At 67.7% G+C, this 21,612-nt stretch carries 23 protein-coding genes; 11 read left to right on the top strand and 12 right to left on the bottom strand.

Annotated elements, in window-relative coordinates:
- Positions 1–18: 18 nt before the first annotated feature.
- Positions 19–903, bottom strand: coding sequence for an IclR family transcriptional regulator (locus tag A9J21_RS10045; protein WP_066734835.1), 885 nt, complete (start codon positions 901–903; stop codon positions 19–21).
- Between the two features lie 114 nt (positions 904–1,017).
- Here A9J21_RS10045 and A9J21_RS10040 point away from each other — a divergent pair, with 114 nt between their 5' ends.
- The 6 genes from A9J21_RS10040 (at position 1,018) to rfaE2 (ending at position 6,763) form a co-directional block, all read left to right on the top strand.
- Positions 1,018–1,998 (top strand): fumarylacetoacetate hydrolase family protein, encoded by a 981-nt coding sequence (locus A9J21_RS10040; RefSeq protein ID WP_066734832.1) that lies wholly within the window; start codon positions 1,018–1,020, stop codon positions 1,996–1,998.
- 164 nt (positions 1,999–2,162) lie between these two features.
- A complete protein-coding gene (locus tag A9J21_RS10035) occupies positions 2,163–2,987 on the top strand; it encodes an enoyl-CoA hydratase/isomerase family protein (protein WP_066734830.1) in 825 nt (274 codons plus the stop codon).
- Positions 2,988–3,039: 52 nt separating this feature from the next.
- Positions 3,040–3,957 (top strand): PhaM family polyhydroxyalkanoate granule multifunctional regulatory protein, encoded by a 918-nt coding sequence (locus A9J21_RS10030; RefSeq protein WP_066734828.1) that lies wholly within the window; start codon positions 3,040–3,042, stop codon positions 3,955–3,957.
- A 62-nt stretch (positions 3,958–4,019) separates the two neighbouring features.
- Positions 4,020–5,198 carry a patatin-like phospholipase family protein gene (locus A9J21_RS10025; RefSeq protein ID WP_082926332.1) on the top strand — a complete coding sequence of 393 codons (1,179 nt, stop codon included), beginning with the start codon at positions 4,020–4,022 and terminating at the stop codon, positions 5,196–5,198.
- Between the two features lie 133 nt (positions 5,199–5,331).
- A complete protein-coding gene (locus tag A9J21_RS10020) occupies positions 5,332–6,177 on the top strand; it encodes a ferritin (RefSeq protein ID WP_066734823.1) in 846 nt (281 codons plus the stop codon).
- Between the two features lie 91 nt (positions 6,178–6,268).
- Positions 6,269–6,763 carry a D-glycero-beta-D-manno-heptose 1-phosphate adenylyltransferase gene (gene rfaE2 / locus A9J21_RS10015; protein ID WP_066734821.1) on the top strand — a complete coding sequence of 165 codons (495 nt, stop codon included), beginning with the start codon at positions 6,269–6,271 and terminating at the stop codon, positions 6,761–6,763.
- 47 nt (positions 6,764–6,810) lie between these two features.
- Here rfaE2 and A9J21_RS10010 read toward each other — a convergent pair whose 3' ends face one another.
- From A9J21_RS10010 to A9J21_RS10000, 3 genes are all read right to left on the bottom strand, one after another.
- Positions 6,811–7,605 (bottom strand): SPOR domain-containing protein, encoded by a 795-nt coding sequence (locus tag A9J21_RS10010; RefSeq protein WP_066734819.1) that lies wholly within the window; start codon positions 7,603–7,605, stop codon positions 6,811–6,813.
- A 62-nt stretch (positions 7,606–7,667) separates the two neighbouring features.
- The gene (locus A9J21_RS10005; protein ID WP_066734817.1) at positions 7,668–8,495 is read right to left on the bottom strand and encodes a type III pantothenate kinase; all 828 of its coding nucleotides are present in this window, start codon (positions 8,493–8,495) and stop codon (positions 7,668–7,670) included.
- Positions 8,492–9,370 carry a biotin--[acetyl-CoA-carboxylase] ligase gene (locus tag A9J21_RS10000; RefSeq protein WP_066734807.1) on the bottom strand — a complete coding sequence of 293 codons (879 nt, stop codon included), beginning with the start codon at positions 9,368–9,370 and terminating at the stop codon, positions 8,492–8,494. The genes A9J21_RS10005 and A9J21_RS10000 overlap by 4 nt, the downstream gene beginning before the upstream one ends.
- Before the next feature lie 153 nt (positions 9,371–9,523).
- Here A9J21_RS10000 and A9J21_RS09995 point away from each other — a divergent pair, with 153 nt between their 5' ends.
- The 5 genes from A9J21_RS09995 to A9J21_RS09975 are packed head-to-tail and all read left to right on the top strand — an operon-like array spanning position 9,524 to position 14,538.
- On the top strand, positions 9,524–10,654 hold the full coding sequence (locus A9J21_RS09995; RefSeq protein ID WP_066734804.1) for an ABC transporter permease: 1,131 nt from the start codon (positions 9,524–9,526) through the stop codon (positions 10,652–10,654).
- Positions 10,651–11,511: an ABC transporter ATP-binding protein gene (locus tag A9J21_RS09990; protein WP_066734802.1), complete on the top strand. Its 861-nt coding sequence runs from the start codon at positions 10,651–10,653 to the stop codon at positions 11,509–11,511. Before A9J21_RS09995 ends, A9J21_RS09990 begins: the two co-directional genes overlap by 4 nt.
- Positions 11,511–12,452: an MlaD family protein gene (locus A9J21_RS09985; RefSeq protein WP_197497481.1), complete on the top strand. Its 942-nt coding sequence runs from the start codon at positions 11,511–11,513 to the stop codon at positions 12,450–12,452. Before A9J21_RS09990 ends, A9J21_RS09985 begins: the two co-directional genes overlap by 1 nt.
- A gap of 44 nt (positions 12,453–12,496) precedes the next feature.
- A complete protein-coding gene (locus A9J21_RS09980) occupies positions 12,497–13,204 on the top strand; it encodes an ABC-type transport auxiliary lipoprotein family protein (RefSeq protein ID WP_082926328.1) in 708 nt (235 codons plus the stop codon).
- A 50-nt stretch (positions 13,205–13,254) separates the two neighbouring features.
- Positions 13,255–14,538 (top strand): VanZ family protein, encoded by a 1,284-nt coding sequence (locus A9J21_RS09975; RefSeq protein WP_066734795.1) that lies wholly within the window; start codon positions 13,255–13,257, stop codon positions 14,536–14,538.
- 37 nt (positions 14,539–14,575) lie between these two features.
- On the opposite strand, the gene pcp is transcribed toward A9J21_RS09975, so the two are convergent.
- From pcp to lipB, 8 genes are all read right to left on the bottom strand, one after another.
- Positions 14,576–15,235: a pyroglutamyl-peptidase I gene (gene pcp, locus A9J21_RS09970; RefSeq protein ID WP_066734792.1), complete on the bottom strand. Its 660-nt coding sequence runs from the start codon at positions 15,233–15,235 to the stop codon at positions 14,576–14,578.
- Between the two features lie 10 nt (positions 15,236–15,245).
- Positions 15,246–16,196 carry a DUF979 domain-containing protein gene (locus A9J21_RS09965; protein WP_066734790.1) on the bottom strand — a complete coding sequence of 317 codons (951 nt, stop codon included), beginning with the start codon at positions 16,194–16,196 and terminating at the stop codon, positions 15,246–15,248.
- Positions 16,197–16,199: 3 nt separating this feature from the next.
- Positions 16,200–16,940 (bottom strand): DUF969 domain-containing protein, encoded by a 741-nt coding sequence (locus A9J21_RS09960; RefSeq protein WP_066734786.1) that lies wholly within the window; start codon positions 16,938–16,940, stop codon positions 16,200–16,202.
- A 53-nt stretch (positions 16,941–16,993) separates the two neighbouring features.
- Positions 16,994–17,734, bottom strand: a complete 741-nt coding sequence (gene pxpA / locus A9J21_RS09955; protein WP_066734784.1) for a 5-oxoprolinase subunit PxpA — start codon at positions 17,732–17,734, stop codon at positions 16,994–16,996.
- 36 nt (positions 17,735–17,770) lie between these two features.
- Positions 17,771–18,793 (bottom strand): biotin-dependent carboxyltransferase family protein, encoded by a 1,023-nt coding sequence (locus A9J21_RS09950; protein WP_066734782.1) that lies wholly within the window; start codon positions 18,791–18,793, stop codon positions 17,771–17,773.
- Positions 18,790–19,440, bottom strand: coding sequence for a 5-oxoprolinase subunit PxpB (pxpB, locus tag A9J21_RS09945; RefSeq protein WP_066734778.1), 651 nt, complete (start codon positions 19,438–19,440; stop codon positions 18,790–18,792). Before pxpB ends, A9J21_RS09950 begins: the two co-directional genes overlap by 4 nt.
- Positions 19,441–19,781: 341 nt before the next feature.
- Positions 19,782–20,771 (bottom strand): lipoyl synthase, encoded by a 990-nt coding sequence (lipA, locus tag A9J21_RS09940; protein ID WP_066734777.1) that lies wholly within the window; start codon positions 20,769–20,771, stop codon positions 19,782–19,784.
- Positions 20,772–20,837: 66 nt separating this feature from the next.
- Positions 20,838–21,557, bottom strand: coding sequence for a lipoyl(octanoyl) transferase LipB (lipB, locus tag A9J21_RS09935; RefSeq protein WP_066734771.1), 720 nt, complete (start codon positions 21,555–21,557; stop codon positions 20,838–20,840).
- Positions 21,558–21,612: the final 55 nt, after the last annotated feature.

Below are 21,612 nucleotides of genomic sequence, written 5' to 3'. Positions count from 1 at the left end.
CGCAGACGCCGGGGACGCTTACGAGGGGTGTCCGTCCCTTCCGGACGGCTGGCTGTCGCCAAGATAACCAAGTTCCGACGAAATCTGTCGCGCGATATCGCGCACACGGCGGTCTACTGCTCCGCCCCATTCTGCATCGAATACGCTCTGGGCGCCCAGCACGATCAGCGCCATCGACAAATGCCCGTTGGCATCGAATACCGGCGTCGAGATCGCGTTGATGCCCGGCAGCACGCCGCCGCGCGTGCGCGCCGCGCCGCGCTTGCGCACGTCGGCGCAGATCGCATCGTATTCAGCCAGCGATGCGGGCATGTCAGGCAGTGCGACATCGCCGCGGGTGGACAGTTCACGCTCGATCAGCGGCAGCGTCTGGCGCCGCGACAGGTACGCGCCGTAGAGCCGGCCGGTGGCGGAGTTGAGCAGCGGCATCACATCGCCCAGCCGCAGGCTTACGCTGACCGGATGGCTGGACTCTTCCCAGTGGACGATGGTGGGCCCGTGGTTGCCCCACACGGCGATGCCGGCGGTCTGGTCGATCTCGTCGCGCAGTTGCGACAGGATCGGCCGGGCCTTGCGCACCGGGTCCAGCCGGTTCAGGCCCGCCAGGCCAAGCTGCAGCGCGAACGGGCCCAGGTCATAGCGCTGGCTCACGGCGTCCTGCGTCACCGCGCCCAGGCGCTGGAAACTGACCAGGTAGCGGTGGGCCTTGGCCGGGCTCATGTCGGCGGCGGCGGCCAGGTCGCGCAGCATCATCGCGCGGGGCGACGCGGCCAGCGCCTGCAGCAGCCGGAATCCCACCTCGATGGACTGGATGCCGGCGCGTTTGGCGTCCTCGCGGGCGTCGTCACGGGCGTCGTCGTGTGCCTGGTCTTCGCGGGAATCGTCGTCGTCCACAGCAGTCATGCGTGAGTCGGGAAACAGGAATGTGATGCCGGCCATTCTATACGCGGCCGGCGGGCGCCCCGGGCCGCTCCGGTAGACTACCGGCCATTCATTCCTGCCAATGTTCGATTTCGCATGAAACTCGCCACCCTGAAGGACGGTTCGCGTGACGGCCAGCTCGTCGTTGTCTCGCGTGATCTGAAGACCGCGCACTTTGCCACCGATATTGCAGGCAAGCTGCAGACCGCGCTGGACGACTGGCATTTCTACGCGCCCCAGTTGCAGGACCTGTACGACGCACTGAACGCCGGGCGCGCGCGCCACCCGTTCCCGTTCCAGCCGCAGGACTGCATGGCCCCGCTGCCGCGCGCCTACCAGTGGGCCGACGGCTCCGCCTATGTGAATCACGTGGAGCTGGTACGCAAGGCGCGCGGCGCCGAGATGCCGCCCGAGTTCTGGACCGATCCGCTGATGTACCAGGGCGGGTCCGATGACTTCATCGGCCCGCAGGACGACATCGTCTGCCCGAACGAGGCATTCGGCATCGACTTCGAGGCCGAGGTGGCCGTGATTACCGGCGACGTGCGCATGGGCGCCACGCCCGAGCAGGCCGCCGACGCCATCCGCCTGGTGGTGCTGGCCAATGACGTGTCGCTGCGCAACCTGATTCCGGCCGAACTGGGCAAGGGCTTCGGCTTCTTCCAGAGCAAGCCGGCCACCGCGTTCTCGCCCGTGGCGGTCACGCCCGACGAACTGGGCGACGCCTGGCAGGACCGCAAGGTGCATCGGCCCATGGTGGTCCACTGGAACAGCCGCAAGGTGGGCGCGCCCGACTGCGGCACCGACATGGTGTTCGACTTCGGCCAGCTGATCGCCCACATCTGCAAGACCCGCAACGTGCGCGCCGGCAGCATCGTGGGCTCGGGCACCATCTCGAACGTCGACCGCAGCAAGGGGTACGCCTGCATCGCCGAAAAGCGCATGATCGAGACCATCGAAAAGGGCAAGCCCGAGACCGGGTTCATGAAGTTCGGCGACGCCGTGCGCATCGAGATGTTCGATGCCGACGGCAAGTCGATCTTCGGCGCCATCGACCAGGTGGTGGCCGCCCGCTGACCGGTGCGGCGATCCGGTACGCCAGGCGGCCGCATCGGGCCAAACCCCGGCTTGCGGCCCACTGGGCGGTTGCGCCTATAATTTCCCGACCACCCGGTCGGGAAATCGGCCGGACCATTGCCTTGCCTGGCGCCCCCGCGCGCCAACTGCCGGAATCCGCCCCCATGACCGCCGACGCCAACACGCTTTCCCCCCGCCTGGCCCGCTACCAGGCCCTGACGCTGCGCCGCCATGGCCCGGTGCTCGAAGTCATCATGGGCGCCGCGCAGTCGGCCAACCAGAAGCTGGCCACGGCCGACGCCAGCATGCACCGCGAGCTGGCCGAGATCTGGCGCGACATCTCGGCCGACCCGGACATCCGGGTGGCCCTGATCCGGGGCGAAGGCAAGGGCTTTTCGGCCGGCGGCGACCTGGCGCTGGTCGAGGACATGGCCAACGACTTCGAAACCCGCACGCGTGTCTGGCACGAGGCGCGCGACCTGGTCTACAACGTCATCAACTGCGACAAGCCGATCGTCTCGGCCATGCACGGCCCGGCCGTGGGCGCGGGGCTGGTGGCCGGGCTGCTGGCCGATATCTCGATCGCGTCGAAGACCGCGCGCATCGTCGACGGCCATACCCGGCTGGGCGTGGCGGCGGGCGATCATGCCGCCATCGTGTGGCCCCTGCTGTGCGGAATGGCAAAGGCCAAGTACTATCTGATGCTGTGCGAGTCGGTCAGCGGCGAGGAAGCCGAGCGGATCGGCCTGGTATCGCTGGCGGTGGAGGAAGACGAACTGGTGGCCAAGGCGTTCGAGGTGGCCAACCGGCTCGCCGCGGGATCGCAGACCGCCATCCGCTGGACCAAGTACGCGCTGAACAACTGGCTGCGCATGGCCGGTCCCGCGTTCGATACCTCGCTGGCGCTCGAATTCATGGGCTTTGCCGGCCCCGACGTGCACGAAGGCATGGCGAGCCTGCGTCAGAAGCGGCCGCCCGAATTCCAGTAACCGGCCGCCACGCCTGGCATCGGGCGGCCCCGACAGATGGAGTGCCGCGACCATGTTCGGACAGATCCCCGATTTCTCCAACAGCTTCGAATTCCTGCGCAAACTCTGGGCCACCGGCAGCGGCATGCCCAGTGGCCTGATGCCGGGCCTGGGCGCGATGACGCCACCCATGGATCTCGATGAGGTGGACAAGCGCATCCACGACCTCAAGGCCGTGGAAAGCTGGCTGCAGCTGAACACCAATCTGCTGCGCACCACGATCCAGGGCCTCGAGGTGCAGCGCGCCACGCTGGTGGCGCTGCAGACGTTCGGCAACGCGCTGTCTCCGGAGGCCATGCAGAACGCGATGGAAAACGTCGCGCGCGCGGCCAACGCACCCAGCGCCCATCCGCCCCAGCATCACCAGCCGTTCGGCGCCAGCCAGACCGTTTCCGAAGCCCAGGCCGACGCCGAGAACGACGAACCCGACGACGATGACGCGCCTCCCGACGGCACCGAGGCCGCAGCCCAGGCCGACGGCGGCGCCGATGCCGCAGCGGCCCAGCCCGGCGCAGCGCCGCTGCCGCCCAACGCATCCCTGTGGTGGAACCTGCTGCAACAGCAGTTCTCGCAGATCGCCAGCAGCGCCGCGGCGGCCAGTGCGGCGGCAGCCGGAGCCTCGCCGTTCGGCGGCATGGCGGGCTTCGGCCCGGCGGCAGCTCCCGGTGCCGAAGGCGTGGAGCCGGGCGTGAAGGGTGATCCGCCGGCGCAGCGCAAGCCGGCCCCCAATGGCAACGCCAGGCCTGCAGCACGCAAGGCCGCCGCGAAGAAACCGGCCGCCAAGAAGCCTGCAACCAAAGCCACCGCAAAGAAAACCGCTGCAACGGGTACGGCGAAGGGCGCCGCCGGAAAGTCCCCGGCCAAGGCTGCCGCCAGGCCCGAGCCCGGCAGGCCGCCCGCACCGGGCACGGCCGAGGACAGCTTCGAGTGACCACGGCCACGCCCGCCACCGCCTTTGCCCGTGCCAACCAGCGCCAGAGCACGGCGCTGGTGATGATGGGTGGCGGCGCCCGCGCCGCGTACCAGGCCGGCGTGCTGTCCGGCATTGCCAGGATCGCCGCGCGCCACGGGCTGGATCATTGCCCCTTGCCGTTCGGCATCATCGCCGGCACTTCGGCAGGGGCCATCAATGGCGCCGGCCTCGCCACCGGCGCTGCCGATTTCCGCACCGCTGCCGATACGCTGGCGGCGCTCTGGCACAGCCTGCATGCCGACGATGTCTACCGGACCGACGTGGTCCAGATGGGCGTGTCGGGCGCGCGCTGGCTGTCGTCGCTGGCCTTGGGCTGGATCACGCGCCGTGCGCCGCGCGCGCTGTTCGACAACGCGCCGCTGGGCAGCTTCCTGACCGAACTGTTCGAGCCCGGACGCGTGCAGGCCAGCCTGGACAGCGGCGCGCTGCATGCGTTCGCCGTGACGGCGCTGTCGTACAGCACCGGACGCCACATCACGTTCTACCAGTCGCACCGGCGCATCCACCCGTGGCAGCGCAGCCAGCGCCTGGCCGTGGAGGCCGCCATCGGCGTGGACCACCTGCTGGCATCGTCGTCGATCCCGTTCCTGTTCCCGGCCATGCCGCTTGAGATCGAGGGCCATCACGAGTGGTTCGGCGACGGCACGATGCGCCAGATGTCGCCGCTGTCGCCAGCCATCCACCTGGGCGCCTCGCGCATCCTGGCGATCGGCGCGGCCTCGCGCCAGCGCGCGGGCTGGTTCGACACGGTGCCTTCGGGCGGCTATCCGTCGCTGGCGCAGGTGGGCGGCCAGGCCCTGGCAAGCATCTTCCTGGACGGCCTGCAGGCCGACATCGAACGGCTCATGCATATCAACCGGCTGCTGTCGCGCATGCCCGAGATGGCCAACGATGCCGAAGGCTGGCGCCCCGTGCAGGTGATGACAATCTCGCCCAGCGAGCCCATCGAGGCCGTTGCCGCCGAGCACCTGCACCGGCTGCCGCGCACCGTGCGCGCGCTGCTGTCGCCGCTTGGGGGCACCGAGGCGCGCGGGGCCGCATTTGCCAGCTACCTGCTGTTCGAACCCGAGTTCACGCAGGCGCTGCTGGCGCTGGGCGAACGGGATGCGGCCGCCCAGGCCGACGAGATCGCCGCCTTCCTGTACGGTGTCGTACCGGAAACCAAGCCCACGGCACAAGAAATGTCAGAAGTGTCGTAGTAGCGCCACTTTCGATGCCTGCCAGGCACTCCACTTGTTGCAATCCATCGCATCAGGGCTAAAACGGAGTAGAGAAAACATTCGAGAATGATTCTTGTCTGGTAGAATCCGCCCGTAATTTCAAAGGCTTAGCATGCTCTACCCCGAACTGTTCAAATCGTTGGAAGCGGTCCGCTGGCACATGGACAAGGACATCCCCTGGGATACCTTCGACCCGAGCCTGCTCACCGACGACCAGGCGAAGACCATCCGCATGAATGCGATCACCGAGTGGTCGGCCCTGCCCGCCACGGAGATGTTCCTGCGCGACAACCGCCACGATTCCGACTTTTCGGCCTTCATGAGCATCTGGTTCTTCGAAGAGCAGAAGCATTCGCTGGTGCTGATGGAGTACCTGCGCCGCTTCCGTCCGGACCTGGTGCCGACCGAGGAAGAACTGCACGCCGTGCGCTTCGAGTTCGACCCGGCCCCGCCGCTGGAAACGCTGATGCTGCACTTCTGCGGCGAGATCCGCCTGAACCACTGGTACCGCCGTGCCGCCGAATGGCACTCGGAACCGGTCATCAAGCACATCTACCGCACGCTTTCGCAGGACGAAGCCCGCCACGGCGGCGCCTACCTGCGCTACATGAAGAAGTACCTGGCCCAGTTTGGCGATTCGGCGCGCGCCGCGTTCGCCAAGATCGGCGTGCTGATGGCATCGGCCCGTCGCACGGAAAAGCCGCTGCACCCGACCAACCTGCACGTGAACAAGGCACTGTTCCCGAACGACACCGTGCAGTCGCGCCTGCCAGACCCTGACTGGCTCGAGCACTGGCTCGACGAGCAGATCCGTTTCGACGAGGTCTGGGAAAAGAAGGTGATCGAGCGGATCCTGCACAACATGTCGCTGCTGTTCGAGCGCACGTTCGAATCGGTGCAGGACCTGAACCGCTACCGCAAGGAACTGAACGCGAACCTGCAGGCCGCCCAGGCCTGAGGATTTCCGGTTCCAGCCGTTGCGACAAGACCCCATCGGCTACGATGGGGTTTTTCATTTGGGGCGCCGCCGCCCTTTCCAGACCCGACTCATGACCGCACCCGCCTTTGAATCCAAGCTGGTACCCGCCGACGACATCGCCGCGCTGCACGCCGCCGTGGCCGCGCTGCCGCGCCCGCTGGTCTTTACCAATGGCGTGTTCGACATCCTCCATCGCGGTCACGCCACCTACCTGGCGCAGGCGCGCGAACTGGGCGCCAGCATGGTGGTGGGCGTGAACAGCGATGCGTCGGTGAAGATGCTGGGCAAGGGCGACGACCGCCCGCTCAATCATGAAGCCGACCGCATGGCCCTGCTGGCCGCGCTGGGATCGGTGGACCTGGTGGCGATGTTCCGCGAGCAGACGCCGGTGGAACTGATCCGCCTGGTGCGTCCGGACATCTACGTGAAGGGCGGCGACTACGATATCGACACGCTGGAGGAAACCCGCCTGGTGCGCAGCTGGGGCGGCCAGGCCTACGCCATCCCGTTCCTGCACGACCGCTCCACCACCAAGCTGCTGACGAAGGTGCGCCAGCACGGCTGACATACGGCCCCCTCTCCCGCTGGTGCGAGAGAGGAAAAAACCTTCCCCTACCCGGCCCGCGCGGCACTGCCCTCGCCGCGCGCCTGCGTCATCCCCTTGCAGGATTGCAGCAGCTCCGCGCCATACCGCAGGCGCACTTCATCCATGCGGGTCCGCACTGCCTCGTCGGCGTGCGCCACGCGCAGCCACTGGCGCGAGAGGGCACGCGGCGCGTCGCTGACCAGCGCGGTGCGCACTCCCATTGCCCGCAGCGTTTCCAGGAATTTGTCGGCCCGTTCGCGCTCGCGGAACAGGCCCAGCGACACCGTGTACGACTCGGGGTCATCGGCACTCACCACCGACACATCGGTCACCTTGCGACGACGCAGTTCGGCCAGCTTGCGGTCGGCATTCTCGCGCGTGGGCTGGGCCGGCAGGTGCACCCACCACCGCACCTGTTCGCTGCGTTCGAACTGGTCCACGACCAGCGGCGAGCCAGCTGCGATGGCGGCCAGGTCTTCCCGGGCGCGTTGCACGGTCTGCGTCGTGAAGCCGCCCATTTCCAGGCAGGCATCGGCCGGTGCGGCAGCGGCCAGCGTCACGCTGCCGGGCGCCATCTTGCCAGCCGGTGCGGCGCCGTCCGGAATCTCGCTGCGCGGCACGGGCGCCGATGCTTCGGCTGGCTGGGGCAGCACTTCCATCCGTTCGCGGCGCACCTGCTGATCCACGCGTTGCGGCTCGCGCGGGCTCTCCAGCGTGCCGCCAAGCGGATGCGGCCCAAACACGCCCAGCACGGCGGCCAGCATCAGCAGATTGGCGATCAGCAGGATCAGCAGCAGGACGGTCAGGCCTCTCCGGGACATTTGGCGCGAGTCGATCGAATGAGTGTGAACAGCAAAAGATAGCCAACGATGATGGCAACGGCTCAGGCGGGCAGCGCCATCGCATGCAACCCAAGCAGCACAAGATTATCGTGCATCTCGAACGGCATCGCGAGCGCCCCGGCCACCGCGTGACGCGCGCCGCCCGACAGCAGGCAGCGCACCGCGCCGCGTTCGGCCAGTGCACGCCATGTGCGCTCGATGGCACCGGCCTGCGCGGCCAGGCAGCCCGCCGCAATGGCATCGTGAGTGTTGTCTGCGCCCAACGCCCGCACCGCGCGCATGGCACCGGCGCCGGTATCGAGCACGTCCAGTTCGGGCAACTGCGCGGTGTTGCGCGCCAGCGTGCCCAGCATCAGCTGCAGGCCGGGAAGGATCAGGCCGCCGTCGAATCGCGCGCCGCCGGGCGTAGGGGTGACGATGTCCAGCGTCGTGGCCGTGCCTGCCGTGACAATCAGCAACGTCTGGTCCGGCAGCCAGCGATGCGCGCCGATACTGCCGACCCAGCGATCCACCCCCAGCTGCGTCGGCTCGCGATAGCCGTTGACCAGCCCGCCACAAGCCGCCGTGGTGCGTACCCATGTCAGCGGGGCGTTGCTGCCGAAGGCGTCCACCAGTAACGCATCGACCTTGCCCGCCAGCGTTGGCCCGGCCACGTTGGCGATCCACACCGCCGGTGCGCGGCCGCCGGCCAGCCGCTGCCACGTGCCCAGCAGCGCAGCCCGCTCGGCGGGTGCGGTGTGCGTGGCTGCGCCGGCGTGCTGCCAGGGCGTGGGCAGCGCACCGGCCACGGGTGCCTGCGCGGGCGCGTCATCGTCGCACCAGGCCCATTTGAGCCGCGTATTGCCGATATCGATCAGCAGCGTGCTCATGTGCTGGCTCCGCGCAGCGACACCTCGCCGCTGGCAATCCGTTGCAGGCCTTCGGCCGTTTCCAGCAGCAGGTGGCCGTCGCTATCCACGCCCCGCGCCAGCCCTTCGGCCAGCACCTGGCCGTCATGCAGCAGCCGCACCGGTTCGTTGCGGAAGGCATCGCGGGCCGACCATGCCGGGGCCAGCGGCGCAAAGCCCTGCGCCAGGAACGTCGCCCGCATGGCCGCCAGCCGGTTCAGCACCGCCGCCAGGATGCGCGTAGGGTCGCGCTGCGCGTCGAACGACGCCATGGCCTCGGCCACGCCCGCCAGTTCACGGCCCAGCGCCGCTTCCATGTCCGGATCGCGCATCAGGTTCAGCCCGATGCCGATCACCGCCCACAGCCGCTGCGGCCCGGCCGGTACCGATTCGATCAGGATGCCGGCCAGCTTGCGGCCGTCGATCTGCAGGTCATTGGGCCACTTCAGGCCCACGCGCGTCCCGCAGGCGGCATCGCAGTCTTCCAGCGCCTGGGCCACGGCCAGCCCGACTGCCAGGCTCAGGCCGCTAAGGCGCGCCGGCGCCAGCGCCAGCGGCATCGTCACCGAGAACATCAGCCCGGCTCCTTGCCAGGGGCGCCCCTGCCGGCCACGCCCGGCAGTCTGGCGGTAGGCCACGCGCACGCGGGCAGCGTCATCGGCCCACGGTGCCGTGCGGCTGGCCTGCGTCAGGTCTGCATTGGTCGAGCCGGTTTCCTCCACGACCTCGACCTGCCAGGACCGCGCGGGGCCGCCGTCGAGCGCCTGGCGCAGGGTGTCGGTGTCGATCCGCCATGCCGGCAGGGCGGCAGCATCGACAGCACGGTGGGCGGCAGAGGAATCGGAAATGTCTGGCATGGGGACGGCAAGAATCAGGAATCAATCCGGCGGGGCGGCATATGGCGCGGAGTCTGGCGAGATTGTAGCCGTGGCCGTGTCAGCGGATGTCCGGTCGCGTGACCCCGGTTGGTAGCATAGAATCGAGACTCAGCCATCACATGATCATCGCTTTTGGATCGCCAGCCGACGCCCGCCATTGATATCTCTCGCCAGGACGGAGCCTGCAGCATACAACTGCAAGGGGACTGGACTGCTCTTGCGCTTGCCGGCTGCCACGAGGCACGCGGCCTGCGCGCCCAGCTGCACGAACTGACCGAGGCGCCCCAGCACGCCGAATGGTCGCTGGCCGGCGTGACCCGGCTCGACCACATCGGCGCGCAGCTGATCTGGCAGGCCTGGAACGGCCGCATGCCCGAGCGCGTGGACCTGAACGACGGCCAGCGCCGGGTGTTCGAGCGTATCCAGAACCTGCGCACCGACGGCTGGCGCAAGACCATGGTCGACCGTTTCAATCCGGTGACCCTGCTGGGCGCCAGGCTGCTGTCGTTCTTCGCCCAGCTGGGCGTCGGCATCACCATGCTGGGCCAGCTTGCGTTCGACCTGCTGCGTTTTGCGCGCGCGCCGCATCGCGGCCCGTGGCGCGAGATCTCCGCCAACGTCTACAACGTGGGCTACAAGGCACTGGGGATCACGGCGCTGGTCGGATTCCTGATCGGCATCGTGCTGTCCTACCTGTCGGCCAACCAGCTGCGCACATTCGGCGCCAGCACCTTTATCGTCAACATCCTGGGCATGGCCGTGATCCGCGAGCTGGGGCCCGTGCTGGCCGCCATCCTGATTGCCGGCCGCTCCGGTTCGGCCATCACCGCCCAGATCGGCGTGATGCGCGTGACCGAGGAACTCGACGCGATGAGCGTGATGGGCATCTCGCACGGCTTCCGGCTGATCATGCCGCGCGTGATCGCGCTGGCCATCTCGATGCCGCTGCTGGTGGCGTGGACCGACGTGATGGCGCTGGCCGGCGGCATGGTGGCCGCGCGCTACCAGCTCGACATCAGCTACGCGTTCTTCCTGCGCCAGTTGCCCGACGCGGTGCCGGTGGCCAACCTGTGGCTGGGCCTGGGCAAGGGCGTGGCGTTCGGCATGCTGATCGCGCTGACCGCCTGCCACTTCGGGCTGCGCATCAAGCCCAACACGCAGAGCCTGGGCCAGGGCACCACGGCATCGGTGGTGACGTCGATCACCGTGGTCATCCTGGCCGACGCGGTCTTCGCCATCCTGTTCAAGAACGTGGGCCTATGAATACCATCGCCACGCCGGAAGTCGGCCCCGACACCCCGCGCGAGAAAATCATCGAGGTGCACAACCTCGTCAAGCGCTATGGCGACAATGTCGTGCACGACAACCTGAACCTCGACGTCTATCGCGGCGAGGTGCTGTCGATCGTGGGCGGCTCGGGCACGGGCAAGACCGTGCTGCTGCGCCAGATCGTGGGCCTGGAGCGGCCGACCTCGGGCACGATCAAGGTCTTCGGCGAGAACCCCGCCGGCCTGAACGCCGCGCAGCTGCAGACGCTGCGCAACCGCTGGGGCCTGCAATTCCAGCGCGGCGCGCTGTTTTCGGCGCTGTCGGTCATCGACAATATCGCGCTGCCGCTGCGCGAAATGCGCGCGCTGCCCGACAACCTGATCTGCCAGGCGTCGCTGCTGAAGCTGCAGCTGGTGGGCCTGTCGGCCAAGGACGCCGACAAGATGCCATCGGACCTGTCGGGCGGCATGATCAAGCGTGTGGCGCTGGCGCGCGCACTGGCGCTGGAACCCGAGCTGGTTTTTCTGGACGAACCTACTGCCGGCCTGGATCCGATGGCGTCCGACGACTACGTGGCCCTGATCCGCGAACTGCGCCGCGAGCTGGGCCTGACGGTGGTCATGATCACGCACGACCTGGACACGCTCGTGGCGCTGTCCGACCGCGTGGCCGTGCTGGCCGACCGCAGGGTGCTGGCCGCCGCGCCCATTGCCGAGGTGATCAAGGTCGATCATCCGTTCATTCGCGAATACTTTCTGGGCGACCGCGCCCAGCGCGCGCTGCAGGCGCTGCCCGCCCTCAAGGGCCCGGGCAGCGCGGCCGCGCCAACTGGAAATACTGGAGACACCTGATGGAAAACAAGTCAAACGCCTTCCTGGCAGGCGTGTTCACCATCGGACTGGCGATCCTGGTGCTGTTCTCGCTGTTCTGGTTCAGCAGCGACCACGCCGTGCGCGTACCGTACGACCTGATCACCCGGTCGACGGTCAACGGGCTGGGTCCCCAGGCCGACGTGAAGTATCGCGGCCTCGATGTCGGCAAGGTGTTGTCGATCAAGTTCGATCCGCAGGTGCCGGGCCAGATCATCGTGCGCATCAGCGTCAACCAGGACACGCCGATCACGCGCACCACCTATGCCACGCTGGGCTTCCAGGGCGTGACCGGCATCGCCTATGTGCAGCTGGACGACACCGCGCGCGAGGACGGCGCCAGCACCAGCTCGCCGCCGCTGCACACGTCGGCACGCGAGCCCGCGCGCATCGTGATGCGTCCCGGCTTCTTCGAGGAACTGGAAAAGCGCGGCGACTCGCTGCTGACCCAGACCGAGACGCTGATGTCATCGCTCAACGAGATGTTCCAGACCACCAATCGGGATGAGCTGATGGCCGCCATCAAATCGGTACACAAGACCGCCGACGACTATTCGAAGCTGGCCGCGTCGCTGCAGCCTGCAGCCGCCCGCCTGCCGCAGGCCGTGGACAACCTGAACGCCACGCTGGCCTCCACGCGCCGGCTGGCCGATGACCTGGCCAACCCGCACGGCACGGTGATGAGCACCGTGAACCGCGTGGGCGAGAACATGCAGGGCGCCGCCGATTCGGTGCAGCAGGCGGCCGGCATCTTCACGCAGGAAACGCTGCCGCAGATCAACGGGCTGGCGCGCGATGCCCGCCAGGCCACGCGCAGCATCGACCGCGCAGCCGGCCAGTTCAACGACCAGCCCAGCAGCGTGCTGTTCGGCGGCTCGTCCGCGGCGCCCGGACCCGGCGAGCCGGGCTTCCACGCGCCCTGAACCATCGCCGCGCCATGCGTCAGATCCACCGTCGGGAATCCACCATGAGAACCGCTTCCGCCCTTGCCTCGCTGGTCATGCTGACGGCGCTGACGGCCCTGTCCGGCTGCAGCGTGCTGTCGCCCGCCAAGCCCAGCACCACCTACGACCTGGGTCCCCTGGCCGCCGCGCCGTCGCAGCCGCCCGCCCGCCTGCCCAAGCTGCGCGTGGCCGAGACCGATGGCCCGACATGGATGGACGGCCGGGGCATCTACTACCGGCTGCAGTACACCCAGGCCCAACGGCTGCAGGCATACGCCACGCAGCGCTGGGTAGACGCCCCGACGCGGCTCTTCGACGACCGACTGCGCGACGCCGTGTCCACGCGCGGCGAACTGACCTGGTACGGCGATACCACCGTACCGGCGATCAAGGTGGACCTGCTCGGTTTCGAGCAGGTCTTCGACTCGGCCACCAGCAGCCGCGGCGTGGTGCGCGCGCGGGCCACGGTCTTCCACAAGGGACTGATCGGACAAAAGACCTTTGTGGCCGAGCTGCCGGCGCCCAGCGCCGACGGTGCGGGCGGCGTGAAGGCGCTGTCGGCCAGCAGCGACGCGGTCATCGCCGCGATCCTCGACTGGACCGCCACGCTGCCGCTGGAGGCCGCCGCCGCTGCCGGCCCAGCGCAGTTGCCGCGCGTGAACCCGCCGGGGCGCAACGCGGTGCCGCTGCCGCCCGAAGAGACACCCAAGCCCACCCCACCGCGCCAATGAGGCCCGAAGCGCCTATAGTGCGAATCAGGCCGTAAGGTTCTACGCAGTCAATGGCACCGGATACGCCCCTGCCCCCTTCGCCCCCGACGCCCCCGCAGGCTCCGCCGCAACCGGAGCTGGAGGGCTGGATGCCCCGACATTCGCCGCTGGCGCGTGTGGGGCTGATCTGCTTCACGCTTCTGGTGGTCTACGCCAGCCTGTATCCGTTCTCGGGCTGGATAAGCAACGGCATCTCGCCGTTCGCATTCCTGACCGCCCCCAAGCCGCGCTACATCACCGAATTCGACCTGCTCACCAATGTACTGGGCTACTGCCCCTTTGGCGCGCTCGTGGTGCTGTCGCTGCATCCGCGCGTATCGGGCGCACGCGCCACGCTGATCGCGCTGGTGGCCGGCGCGCTGCTGTCTTCGGTCATGGAAGCGCTGCAGACGTGGCTGCCTACCCGGATATCGTCGAACATCGACCTGATCACCAACGCGCTGGGCGCACTGCTGGGCGCCGCCGTGGTGGCACCGTTCACAAGCGCGCTGATCGACCGCGGCAACCTGACCCGCGTGCGCATGGCATGGTTCGAACCCCATGCCAGCTTTGCGATCGTGCTGATCGTACTGTGGCCGTTCGCCCAGGTGTTTCCGCAGGAGCACCTGTTCGGCATGGGCGGCATCGTGCGCGAATGGCTGACCGATCCCGACTCATGGCCGATGGTGTGGGTGCAGGCCTATTTCCCGGCGCTGATTGCGTGGCAGGACAGCATCAACCTGCGGCCCGACGACCTGCAGAACCAGTTGCTGCTGGAAACCATGGTGACGGCATCGAGCTGGATCGGCACCGGGCTGTTTGCGTCGCTCGCCATGCGGCGCACCGCGCCGATGCTGCGCATCCTGGCCGGGCTGCTGACCGCCGCGCTGATCATCAAGGCCAGCGTCGCGGAGCTGCAGTTCCCCGACGACAACGCGTTCAACTGGCTGTCCGAGGGCGGGCGCTTCGCCCTGCTGACCAGTTCGCTGGTGCTGGTCCTGCTGCTGCGCCTGCCGCGCTGGCTGCGCGCGGTGCTGGCGGTGGTATCGCTGATCGGGCTCGTGGTGCTGACCAATATCCTGCCGCCAAACCCCTACGCGTGGATTTCGGAGCAAGGCTGGCGCATGGGCCGCTTCGTCCACTTCAACAGCCTGGCGCAATGGCTGGGCTGGCTATGGCCGTTCCTGGCCTTCTTCTATGTGGTCTGGCGCCTCGAGCAGATCACGCTGCGGCGGCGCCTGCAGAGACGCGCCCAGCGGCGTGCCACGGCGCGGGCTGTGGCTGCGGCGACGCAAACCCGGCAGGAATCGAAATAGGACCGACGGCCAGTCATCGACTGCCCGCCGGCAGCAATCAGTGCAGCTGGCCGCCCTGCTCGCGGATATCGGTATCGGTCGCCAGCGACGTGGCAACGGCCACGCGCAGGCCGGCGATCAGCGTGTCGAGCGCCAGGCTTGGCGCGCCGGGATGCCGTGCGGCCTGCTCGGGCAGATAGGGAATGTGGATGAAGCCGCCGCGCGTGGCCGCCGTGGTCTGGCGTTGCGCCAGCGCGTGCATCAGCCCGTAGAACACGTGGTTGCAGACAAAGGTGCCAGCAGTCTGCGACACCATCGCCGGCACGCCGGCGGCGCGCATGTCGCGCACGATGGCCTTGATCGGCAGCGTCGAGAAGTACGCGGCGGGGCCATCCGGCGCGATGGTGTTGTCGATGGGCTGGGCCCCGGCGTTGTCGGCAATGCGGGCATCGTCCACATTGATCGCCACGCGCTCGATCGACATCTCGGTGCGGCCGCCGGCCTGGCCCACGGCAATCACCACATCCGGTTTTAGTGTTTCTACGAGTGCCGCCATCGCATCGATGGCATTGCCGAATACGCACGGCAACTGGCGCGCGACGATCACCGCATCGCCCACGCGCTCGCCATCGAGCGCCCGCACCGCCTCCCACGAGGGATTGATCGGCTCTTGTTCAAACGGCTCGAAGCCGGTCAGCAGGACGGTACGGACGGACATGGCAGTTTCCTTACATCAGGAAGTAAAGCAGGAAGATGTTGGCGATCAGGATGCCGAACGCGGTGGGCAACTGCGCGCGGATCACGGCGTTCTTGTCTTCCAGTTCCAGCAGCGCGGCCGGCACGATATTGAAGTTGGCCGCCATCGGCGTCATCAGCGTGCCGCAGTAGCCCGAGAACATGCCGATGGCCGCCATCACGGCCGGGTTCCCGTGGAATACGCCCACCAGGATCGGCACGCCGACGCCACCCGTCATCACCGGGAACGCGGCAAAGCCGTTACCCATGATGACTGTGAACAGCGCCATGCCCACGCAGTAGACCGTCACCGCCACGAACTTGAAGTCCATGTTGATATACGACGTGGTCAGGTGCGCCACGGCCTTGCCCACGCCGGCATCGGCAAACACCAGGCCCAGCATCGCCAGCATCTGCGGCAGCACCAGCGCCCAGCCCAGCGCCTCGATCAGGCGGCGCGATTCGCGCATGCTCTGCGCGGGCGTGTCGCGCGTCAGCCAGCAGACCACGAACAGCGACACCAGGCAGCCCACACCCAGCGACACGAACGTGACGTTCTTCGGATCCAGCAGCGGCAGCCCGGCAATCTTGACGTCCTTGAACAGCACCGTTCCCAGCACCGTGATCAGCGGAATCAGCAGCGCAGGGATGAACAGCTTGTTACCCAGGCGCCTGGCGCTGGCGCGGCGCTTCTCTTCGGACAACGTGCCGTGCTTGCCATGGCCCACGCCGCCAAACCCGGCGATCAGCGCCATTACCACGGCACCCACGCCGACGATGGCCGGCGGGATCTTGTCGCCGATCAGGAAGATGATGGCGTAGAGCAGCCAGAACAGGCCCGTGGTCAGCCGGCGCGGATGCGTCTTGTCCGTGAACGTCATCAGCGCGGTGATCAGCAGGACAAAGCCGGCCAGCCAGTAGAGATATTCGATCGAGATAATCATCGCTTACTCCCCTTTGGCTGCGGCAGCGGCGGTGGCCGGCGTGCCGGCCGGTTGCTTGCCGCCGAGTTCGCGGGCCAGCCAGCCATCCAGGCGCCTCAGGCGCACGGCGTGGATCAGGAAGGCGCAGATCGCGGTGGGAATACCCCACACGGCAATGTGCAGCGGCTCGACATCGATATTCGACGACAGCAGGAACGTGTGCATCAGCGCAATGGCACCGAATGCCACGAAGATGTCTTCGCCGAAGAACAGGCCCACGTTGTCGGTGGCCGCGCAGAATGCCAGCACGCGCTGGCGCACCGGCTCGGGCAGGTGGCCGAAGCGCGTTTCCGCCGCGCCTTCGGCCATCGGGGCCAGCAGCGGACGCACCATCTGCGGATGGCCGCCCAGGCTGGTCAGGCCCACGGCGGCGGTCAGCTCGCGCACGGCCAGGTAGACGATCAGCAGACGGCCGACCGTGGCCGAAGCGATCCGCGAAATCCACGCCTGCGCATGCTCGCGCAGCCCGTGGCGTTCCAGCAGGCCGATCACCGCCAGCGGCAGCAGGATGATCAGCGGCAGATTGCGTGCCTTGACGAAGGCCGTGCCGATGGCAGTAAAGATTTGCACGACCGGCATCGACGCGGCCAGCCCCGTGACAATGGCGGCTGCCGCCACCACCATCATGGGATTGAACCGCAGGACGAAGCCGAGGATGATGACGCCGACCCCGAGCAGGGGCCAAAGATTGACAGCCGATTCCATGGGAAACACCTGATTACAAGTGGAGCAAAGCCTGCGCCTGCCGGGGGGACCCGTCAGTTGCCGGCCCGGATGGCGATGCCTTCCGCGCCGAGCCGTTCCCGGATGCGGCGCGCAAAGGCAAGCGCGTGGGCGCCATCGCCGTGCAGACACACGGTTTCGGCGCGAATCGGTACCCAGGTGCCGTCGATCGCGCGCACCTGCTTGTCGCGGATCATCGACAGCGTCTGGTTCAGGGCCACGTCTTCGTCGTCATGCAGCGCGCCGGGCGTGCCGCGCTTGACCAGCGTGCCGTCAGGGTTGTAACCGCGGTCGGCGAACACTTCTTCCTTCACGCGCAGGCCCGCGTCGCGCGCCATGGTGATCATCTGGCTGTTGGCCAGGCCGAAGAAGACAAGATCGGAATCGTAGTCGCGCACGGCGCGGATAATCGCGTCGCACAGCTTTGCATCGCGCACGGCCATGTTGTACAGCGCGCCGTGCGGCTTCACGTGGGCCAGCTGGCCGCCCTGCGCGCGCACCATGGCGTCGAGCGCGCCAATCTGGTACAGCACGTCGGCGTAGACCGCTTCGGGGTCGCGCTGCATTTCGGTACGGCCGAAGTTCTCGCGATCCGGAAAGCTCGGATGCGCGCCGATGGCCACGTTGTTGTCCAGCGCCCACTTCACGGTCTGCAGCATCGTCGCCGCATCGCCCGCGTGCCAGCCGCAGGCCACGTTGGCGGAACTGATCAGCTGGATCAGGGCTTCGTCATTGCCGCAGCCTTCGCCAAGGTCGGCATTCAGGTCGATTTGCATGGGGACGTTCTCCGGATGTGTGGGGCGATTTAAGAGTTATGCGACGAACCGTGTTGTGGTGCGGCGGCGCGCGGCAATCAGCATGCCGGCGCCCTGCCAACGCAGCGCCTGGTCGATCTGGCGCAGGTAGCGGTCCACCTCGGCCTGCGCGGCGGCGGCGGCCTCTTCGACCGACACCTGCTGGAAGCGCACCGTGGCGCCCAGCGGCACCTGGGCCAGACGCCACAGGTCGGCGCCGATCACGGTGCCGATCTTCGGATAGCCACCCGTGGTCTGCGCGTCGCTCATCAGCGCAATCGGCTGCCCGTTGGGCGGCACCTGCATCACGCCCGGCACCACGCCATGCGACAACAGGTCGCCCGAGCGGTCGGCGCGGCGCGCCAGCGCAGGCCCCTGCAGGCGCAGGCCCATGCGGTTGCTTTGCGGCGTGATCGACCAGTCCGACGACCACAACGCGGCCTGCGATTCGGGCTCGAAATCGGGATATTCGGGGCCGGCCAGCATGCGGATCACCAGCGCATTGCCCTCGCGCCGCAGCGGCAGCGCCCAGCCCGGCGCGGCCACGCCAACCCAGTCCTGCCCGGCATCGATGCCGGGGCGGCCCACGGGCAGGTGGTCGCCTTCCTTCAGCACGCGGCCTTCGAAGCCGCCGAAGCCGGACTTGAGATCGGTGCTGCGGGATTGCATGACCAGCGGCACGTCGATACCGCCAGCCACGCAGAGATAGGTGCGCGAGCCACCGCGCGGCGCGGGCAGCGTCAGCGTTTCGCCACGGCGGACGTCGAACGCATGCCACGACCAGACCGGCACGCCATCGACATTCGCGCTGCACTCGGCACCGGTCAGCGCCACGCGCATGTCGGCCTCGAAGCGCAGCGCCGCGCGGCCCAGCGTAAATTCGATGGCGGCCGCGTTCGGATCGTTGCCCAGCAGGCGATTGCCCACCTTCAGCGCCAGCCCGTCGGCGGCGCCCGAGCGGCCCACGCCAAAGCGGCGGAATCCCGTACGGCCCAGGTCTTGTACCGACGCCTGCGCGCCAGGTCGAAGGATCTCGATCACAGCAACACCTCCTCGGCAACGAATCGCACGGTGTCGCCGGGTGCGAACAGCGATGGCGGATCGCGGTCAGCCACGAACAGCTGTGCCTCGGTGCGGCCGATCAGTTGCCAGCCACCGGGCAGCACGGCCGGATAGATGCCGGTCTGCTCGCCACCAATGCCCACGGCACCGGCCGGCACGGCCAGGCGCGGCTCGCGGCGGCGCGGCGTGGCAAGTTCGGGCGCCAGGCCGCCCATATAGGCAAAGCCAGGCTGGAAGCCCAGGAAATAGACCACGTATTCGCCAGCGGCGTGGCGGCGCACCACTTCCTGCGGCGTCAGGCCGGTATGCGCGGCCACATCGGCAATATCGGGACCGAACTCGCCGCCGTAGCGCACCGGAATCTCCACCAGCTTGCCCGTGGTGTTGCGCGTCTCGCCCGACGCCCACGCAAGCTTCAGGTTGCGTTCCAGCGCCGCCACGTCGGCGGTGTCGTCAAAGGTCAGCGTGAGATTGTTCATGCCCGGCACCACATCCACCACGCCACGCCAGTCGGCAGCACGCTCGGCCATGGCCCAGATGCGGCGCTGAACATCCAGCGAGGCTGGTGGCGCGACGCTATAGAGCAGCGCCTGCTCGGCCAGACGGTGAACGGTGCATTGGGGCATGGAGGGCTCGCTGGTTGGGGGCGGGGCTTCGATCCATGCAGTGTAGGCGCCACAGGGACCGCGACATGTCTCGCCGATGAACCCGATGTGACTCAATCGAATTTCATCAACGATTTATCGATAAATTCATCATATCGAAACATGGCAACGCCCGGCACTCGGGGTAGACCCTAGGTAGTTATGCACCATTTGGCGGAAGTTGGCGCCACAAGGGTGATTAAGTGGCGATTACCAGACTACGCACGAAAGGGAACTGAAAGGCGCGTTGCAGACATCCGGCGCAAAAAAAACCGGCCAGGGGATGCCTGGCCGGTTTCTTGTGAGAGAGACGTCCTGGGGGATTACGCAAACCCCGCCTGATGCGCCTGCTGGTCGGCGTGGTACGAGCTGCGGACCATGGCGCCGACGGCGGCGTGGGTGAAGCCCATCTTGTAGGCCTCTTCCTCGAACATCTTGAAGGTGTCCGGATGCACGTAGCGCATCACCGGCAGGTGGTGGTTCGACGGGGCCAGGTACTGGCCGATGGTCAGCATGTCGATGTCATGCGCACGCATGTCGCGCATGACTTCCAGGATTTCCTCGTCGGTCTCGCCCAGGCCCACCATCAGGCCCGACTTGGTCGCCACGTCCGGGTTGCGGCGCTTGAATTCCTGCAGCAGCTTCAGCGAGTGCGCGTAGTCCGCGCCCGGGCGAGCCTGCTTGTACAGGCGCGGCACCGTTTCCATGTTGTGGTTCATCACGTCCGGCGGTGCCGTCAGCAGGATGTCCAGCGCCTTGTCCAGGCGGCCACGGAAGTCGGGCACCAGCACTTCGATGCGGGTGTTGGGCGACAGTTCGCGCGTCTGCGAGATGCAGTCCACGTAATGCTGGGCGCCGCCGTCGCGCAGGTCGTCGCGGTCCACGCTGGTGATCACCACGTAGTTCAGCTTGAGCTGGGCGATGGTGCGTGCCAGGTTGCCGGGCTCGTTGACGTCCAGCGGGTCCGGACGGCCGTGGCCCACGTCGCAGAACGGGCAGCGGCGCGTGCACTTGTCGCCCATGATCATGAACGTGGCCGTGCCCTTGCCGAAGCATTCGCCGATGTTCGGGCAGCTGGCTTCCTCGCACACGGTGACCAGGTTGTTGGCGCGCAGGATGTCCTTGATCTCGTAGAACCGCGAGTTGCCGGTGGCGGCCTTGACGCGGATCCAGTCCGGCTTCTTGAGCTTTTCGGCCGGCACGATCTTGATGGGGATGCGTGCGGTCTTCTCGGCCGACTTCTGCTTCTTGGTAGCGTCGTATTCGGGCGTTTGCGGGGCTTCGCTGGACGTGGCGATCAGTGCGTCGCTCATACTGTTCTCCGCACGCGCAGCCGCGTGCATGTTTGGCGTTGATTCGGGGCCGGGCGTGCCACGGGTTCAGGCAGCCTCGGCGGCGGCATTCCCGTGGGCCTGGGCGCTCGCCTCGCGTGCGGTCAGGACCTCGCACAGGGCCGCCGCCAGGCGTTGTGCGATTGCGGGTTGTTGTGCCGCGGTGACAGGCAGCGGGCCGGCATCGTGCGCCGCCACGAAGGTGGCGCCCGCGGTGGCCATGTCGACCGTTTCCAGTCCGGCATAGCCGCAGGGGTTGATGCGCAGGAACGGGTCCAGGTCCATCTGCACGTTCAGGCTGACACCGTGGTAGCTGCAGCCGTTGCGGATCTTGAGGCCGAGCGCGGCAATCTTGGCGCCCTGGTGCGGACCATCGGACAGATAAATGCCGGGGGCGCCGGGCTTGCGTTCGGCTGCGAGATTATACGCCGCGAGCGTGTCCAGTACCGCCTGCTCGATATCGTTCACAAGCTCGCGCACCATGAGGTGCCGGCGCCGCAAATCGAGCAGCAGATAGGCCACGACCTGGCCGGGTCCGTGATAAGTGATTTGGCCGCCACGGTCGATCTTCACGACCGGAATCGCGTCGTCGGGGACCAGCAGGTGTGCGGGGTCTCCGGCCTGCCCGAGCGTATAGACCGGCGGGTGCTCGACCAGCCAGATCTGGTCGGGCGTCTCGGGCGTGCGGGCGGCGGTGAATGCCCGCATCGCGTCGAAACAGGGCTCGTACGGCTGGCGGCCCTGATCGATGACTTGGATCGGATGCATGCCCGAGAGTGTAACGAAAAGGGCCGGCCTGCGCTGGGACAGACCGGCCCTGACC

This window comes from Cupriavidus sp. D384, from assembly GCF_001652915.1.
Taxonomy (GTDB): domain Bacteria; phylum Pseudomonadota; class Gammaproteobacteria; order Burkholderiales; family Burkholderiaceae; genus Cupriavidus.
Note: the sequence above shows the minus strand (reverse complement) of the source record. Positions and strands in the feature narration are given on the sequence as shown.

What these genes read in the sequence shown, in the direction of transcription:
- rfaE2 (WP_066734821.1), top strand. Translation starts at nt 6,269, where the DNA reads ATGACCGCACCCGCCTTTGAATCCAAGCTGGTACCCGCCGACGACATC.
- A9J21_RS10040 (WP_066734832.1), top strand. Translation starts at nt 1,018, where the DNA reads ATGAAACTCGCCACCCTGAAGGACGGTTCGCGTGACGGCCAGCTCGTC.
- pxpB (WP_066734778.1), bottom strand. Translation starts at nt 19,440, where the DNA reads ATGCCCCAATGCACCGTTCACCGTCTGGCCGAGCAGGCGCTGCTCTAT.
- lipB (WP_066734771.1), bottom strand. Translation starts at nt 21,557, where the DNA reads ATGCATCCGATCCAAGTCATCGATCAGGGCCGCCAGCCGTACGAGCCC.
- A9J21_RS09975 (WP_066734795.1), top strand. Translation starts at nt 13,255, where the DNA reads ATGGCACCGGATACGCCCCTGCCCCCTTCGCCCCCGACGCCCCCGCAG.
- A9J21_RS10035 (WP_066734830.1), top strand. Translation starts at nt 2,163, where the DNA reads ATGACCGCCGACGCCAACACGCTTTCCCCCCGCCTGGCCCGCTACCAG.
- A9J21_RS10000 (WP_066734807.1), bottom strand. Translation starts at nt 9,370, where the DNA reads ATGCCAGACATTTCCGATTCCTCTGCCGCCCACCGTGCTGTCGATGCT.
- A9J21_RS09985 (WP_197497481.1), top strand. Translation starts at nt 11,511, where the DNA reads ATGGAAAACAAGTCAAACGCCTTCCTGGCAGGCGTGTTCACCATCGGA.
- A9J21_RS10010 (WP_066734819.1), bottom strand. Translation starts at nt 7,605, where the DNA reads ATGTCCCGGAGAGGCCTGACCGTCCTGCTGCTGATCCTGCTGATCGCC.
- A9J21_RS09960 (WP_066734786.1), bottom strand. Translation starts at nt 16,940, where the DNA reads ATGGAATCGGCTGTCAATCTTTGGCCCCTGCTCGGGGTCGGCGTCATC.
- A9J21_RS09965 (WP_066734790.1), bottom strand. Translation starts at nt 16,196, where the DNA reads ATGATTATCTCGATCGAATATCTCTACTGGCTGGCCGGCTTTGTCCTG.
- pcp (WP_066734792.1), bottom strand. Translation starts at nt 15,235, where the DNA reads ATGTCCGTCCGTACCGTCCTGCTGACCGGCTTCGAGCCGTTTGAACAA.
- A9J21_RS10030 (WP_066734828.1), top strand. Translation starts at nt 3,040, where the DNA reads ATGTTCGGACAGATCCCCGATTTCTCCAACAGCTTCGAATTCCTGCGC.
- A9J21_RS10045 (WP_066734835.1), bottom strand. Translation starts at nt 903, where the DNA reads ATGACTGCTGTGGACGACGACGATTCCCGCGAAGACCAGGCACACGAC.
- A9J21_RS10025 (WP_082926332.1), top strand. Translation starts at nt 4,020, where the DNA reads ATGATGGGTGGCGGCGCCCGCGCCGCGTACCAGGCCGGCGTGCTGTCC.
- A9J21_RS09990 (WP_066734802.1), top strand. Translation starts at nt 10,651, where the DNA reads ATGAATACCATCGCCACGCCGGAAGTCGGCCCCGACACCCCGCGCGAG.
- A9J21_RS09980 (WP_082926328.1), top strand. Translation starts at nt 12,497, where the DNA reads ATGAGAACCGCTTCCGCCCTTGCCTCGCTGGTCATGCTGACGGCGCTG.
- A9J21_RS10020 (WP_066734823.1), top strand. Translation starts at nt 5,332, where the DNA reads ATGCTCTACCCCGAACTGTTCAAATCGTTGGAAGCGGTCCGCTGGCAC.
- lipA (WP_066734777.1), bottom strand. Translation starts at nt 20,771, where the DNA reads ATGAGCGACGCACTGATCGCCACGTCCAGCGAAGCCCCGCAAACGCCC.
- pxpA (WP_066734784.1), bottom strand. Translation starts at nt 17,734, where the DNA reads ATGCAAATCGACCTGAATGCCGACCTTGGCGAAGGCTGCGGCAATGAC.
- A9J21_RS10005 (WP_066734817.1), bottom strand. Translation starts at nt 8,495, where the DNA reads ATGAGCACGCTGCTGATCGATATCGGCAATACGCGGCTCAAATGGGCC.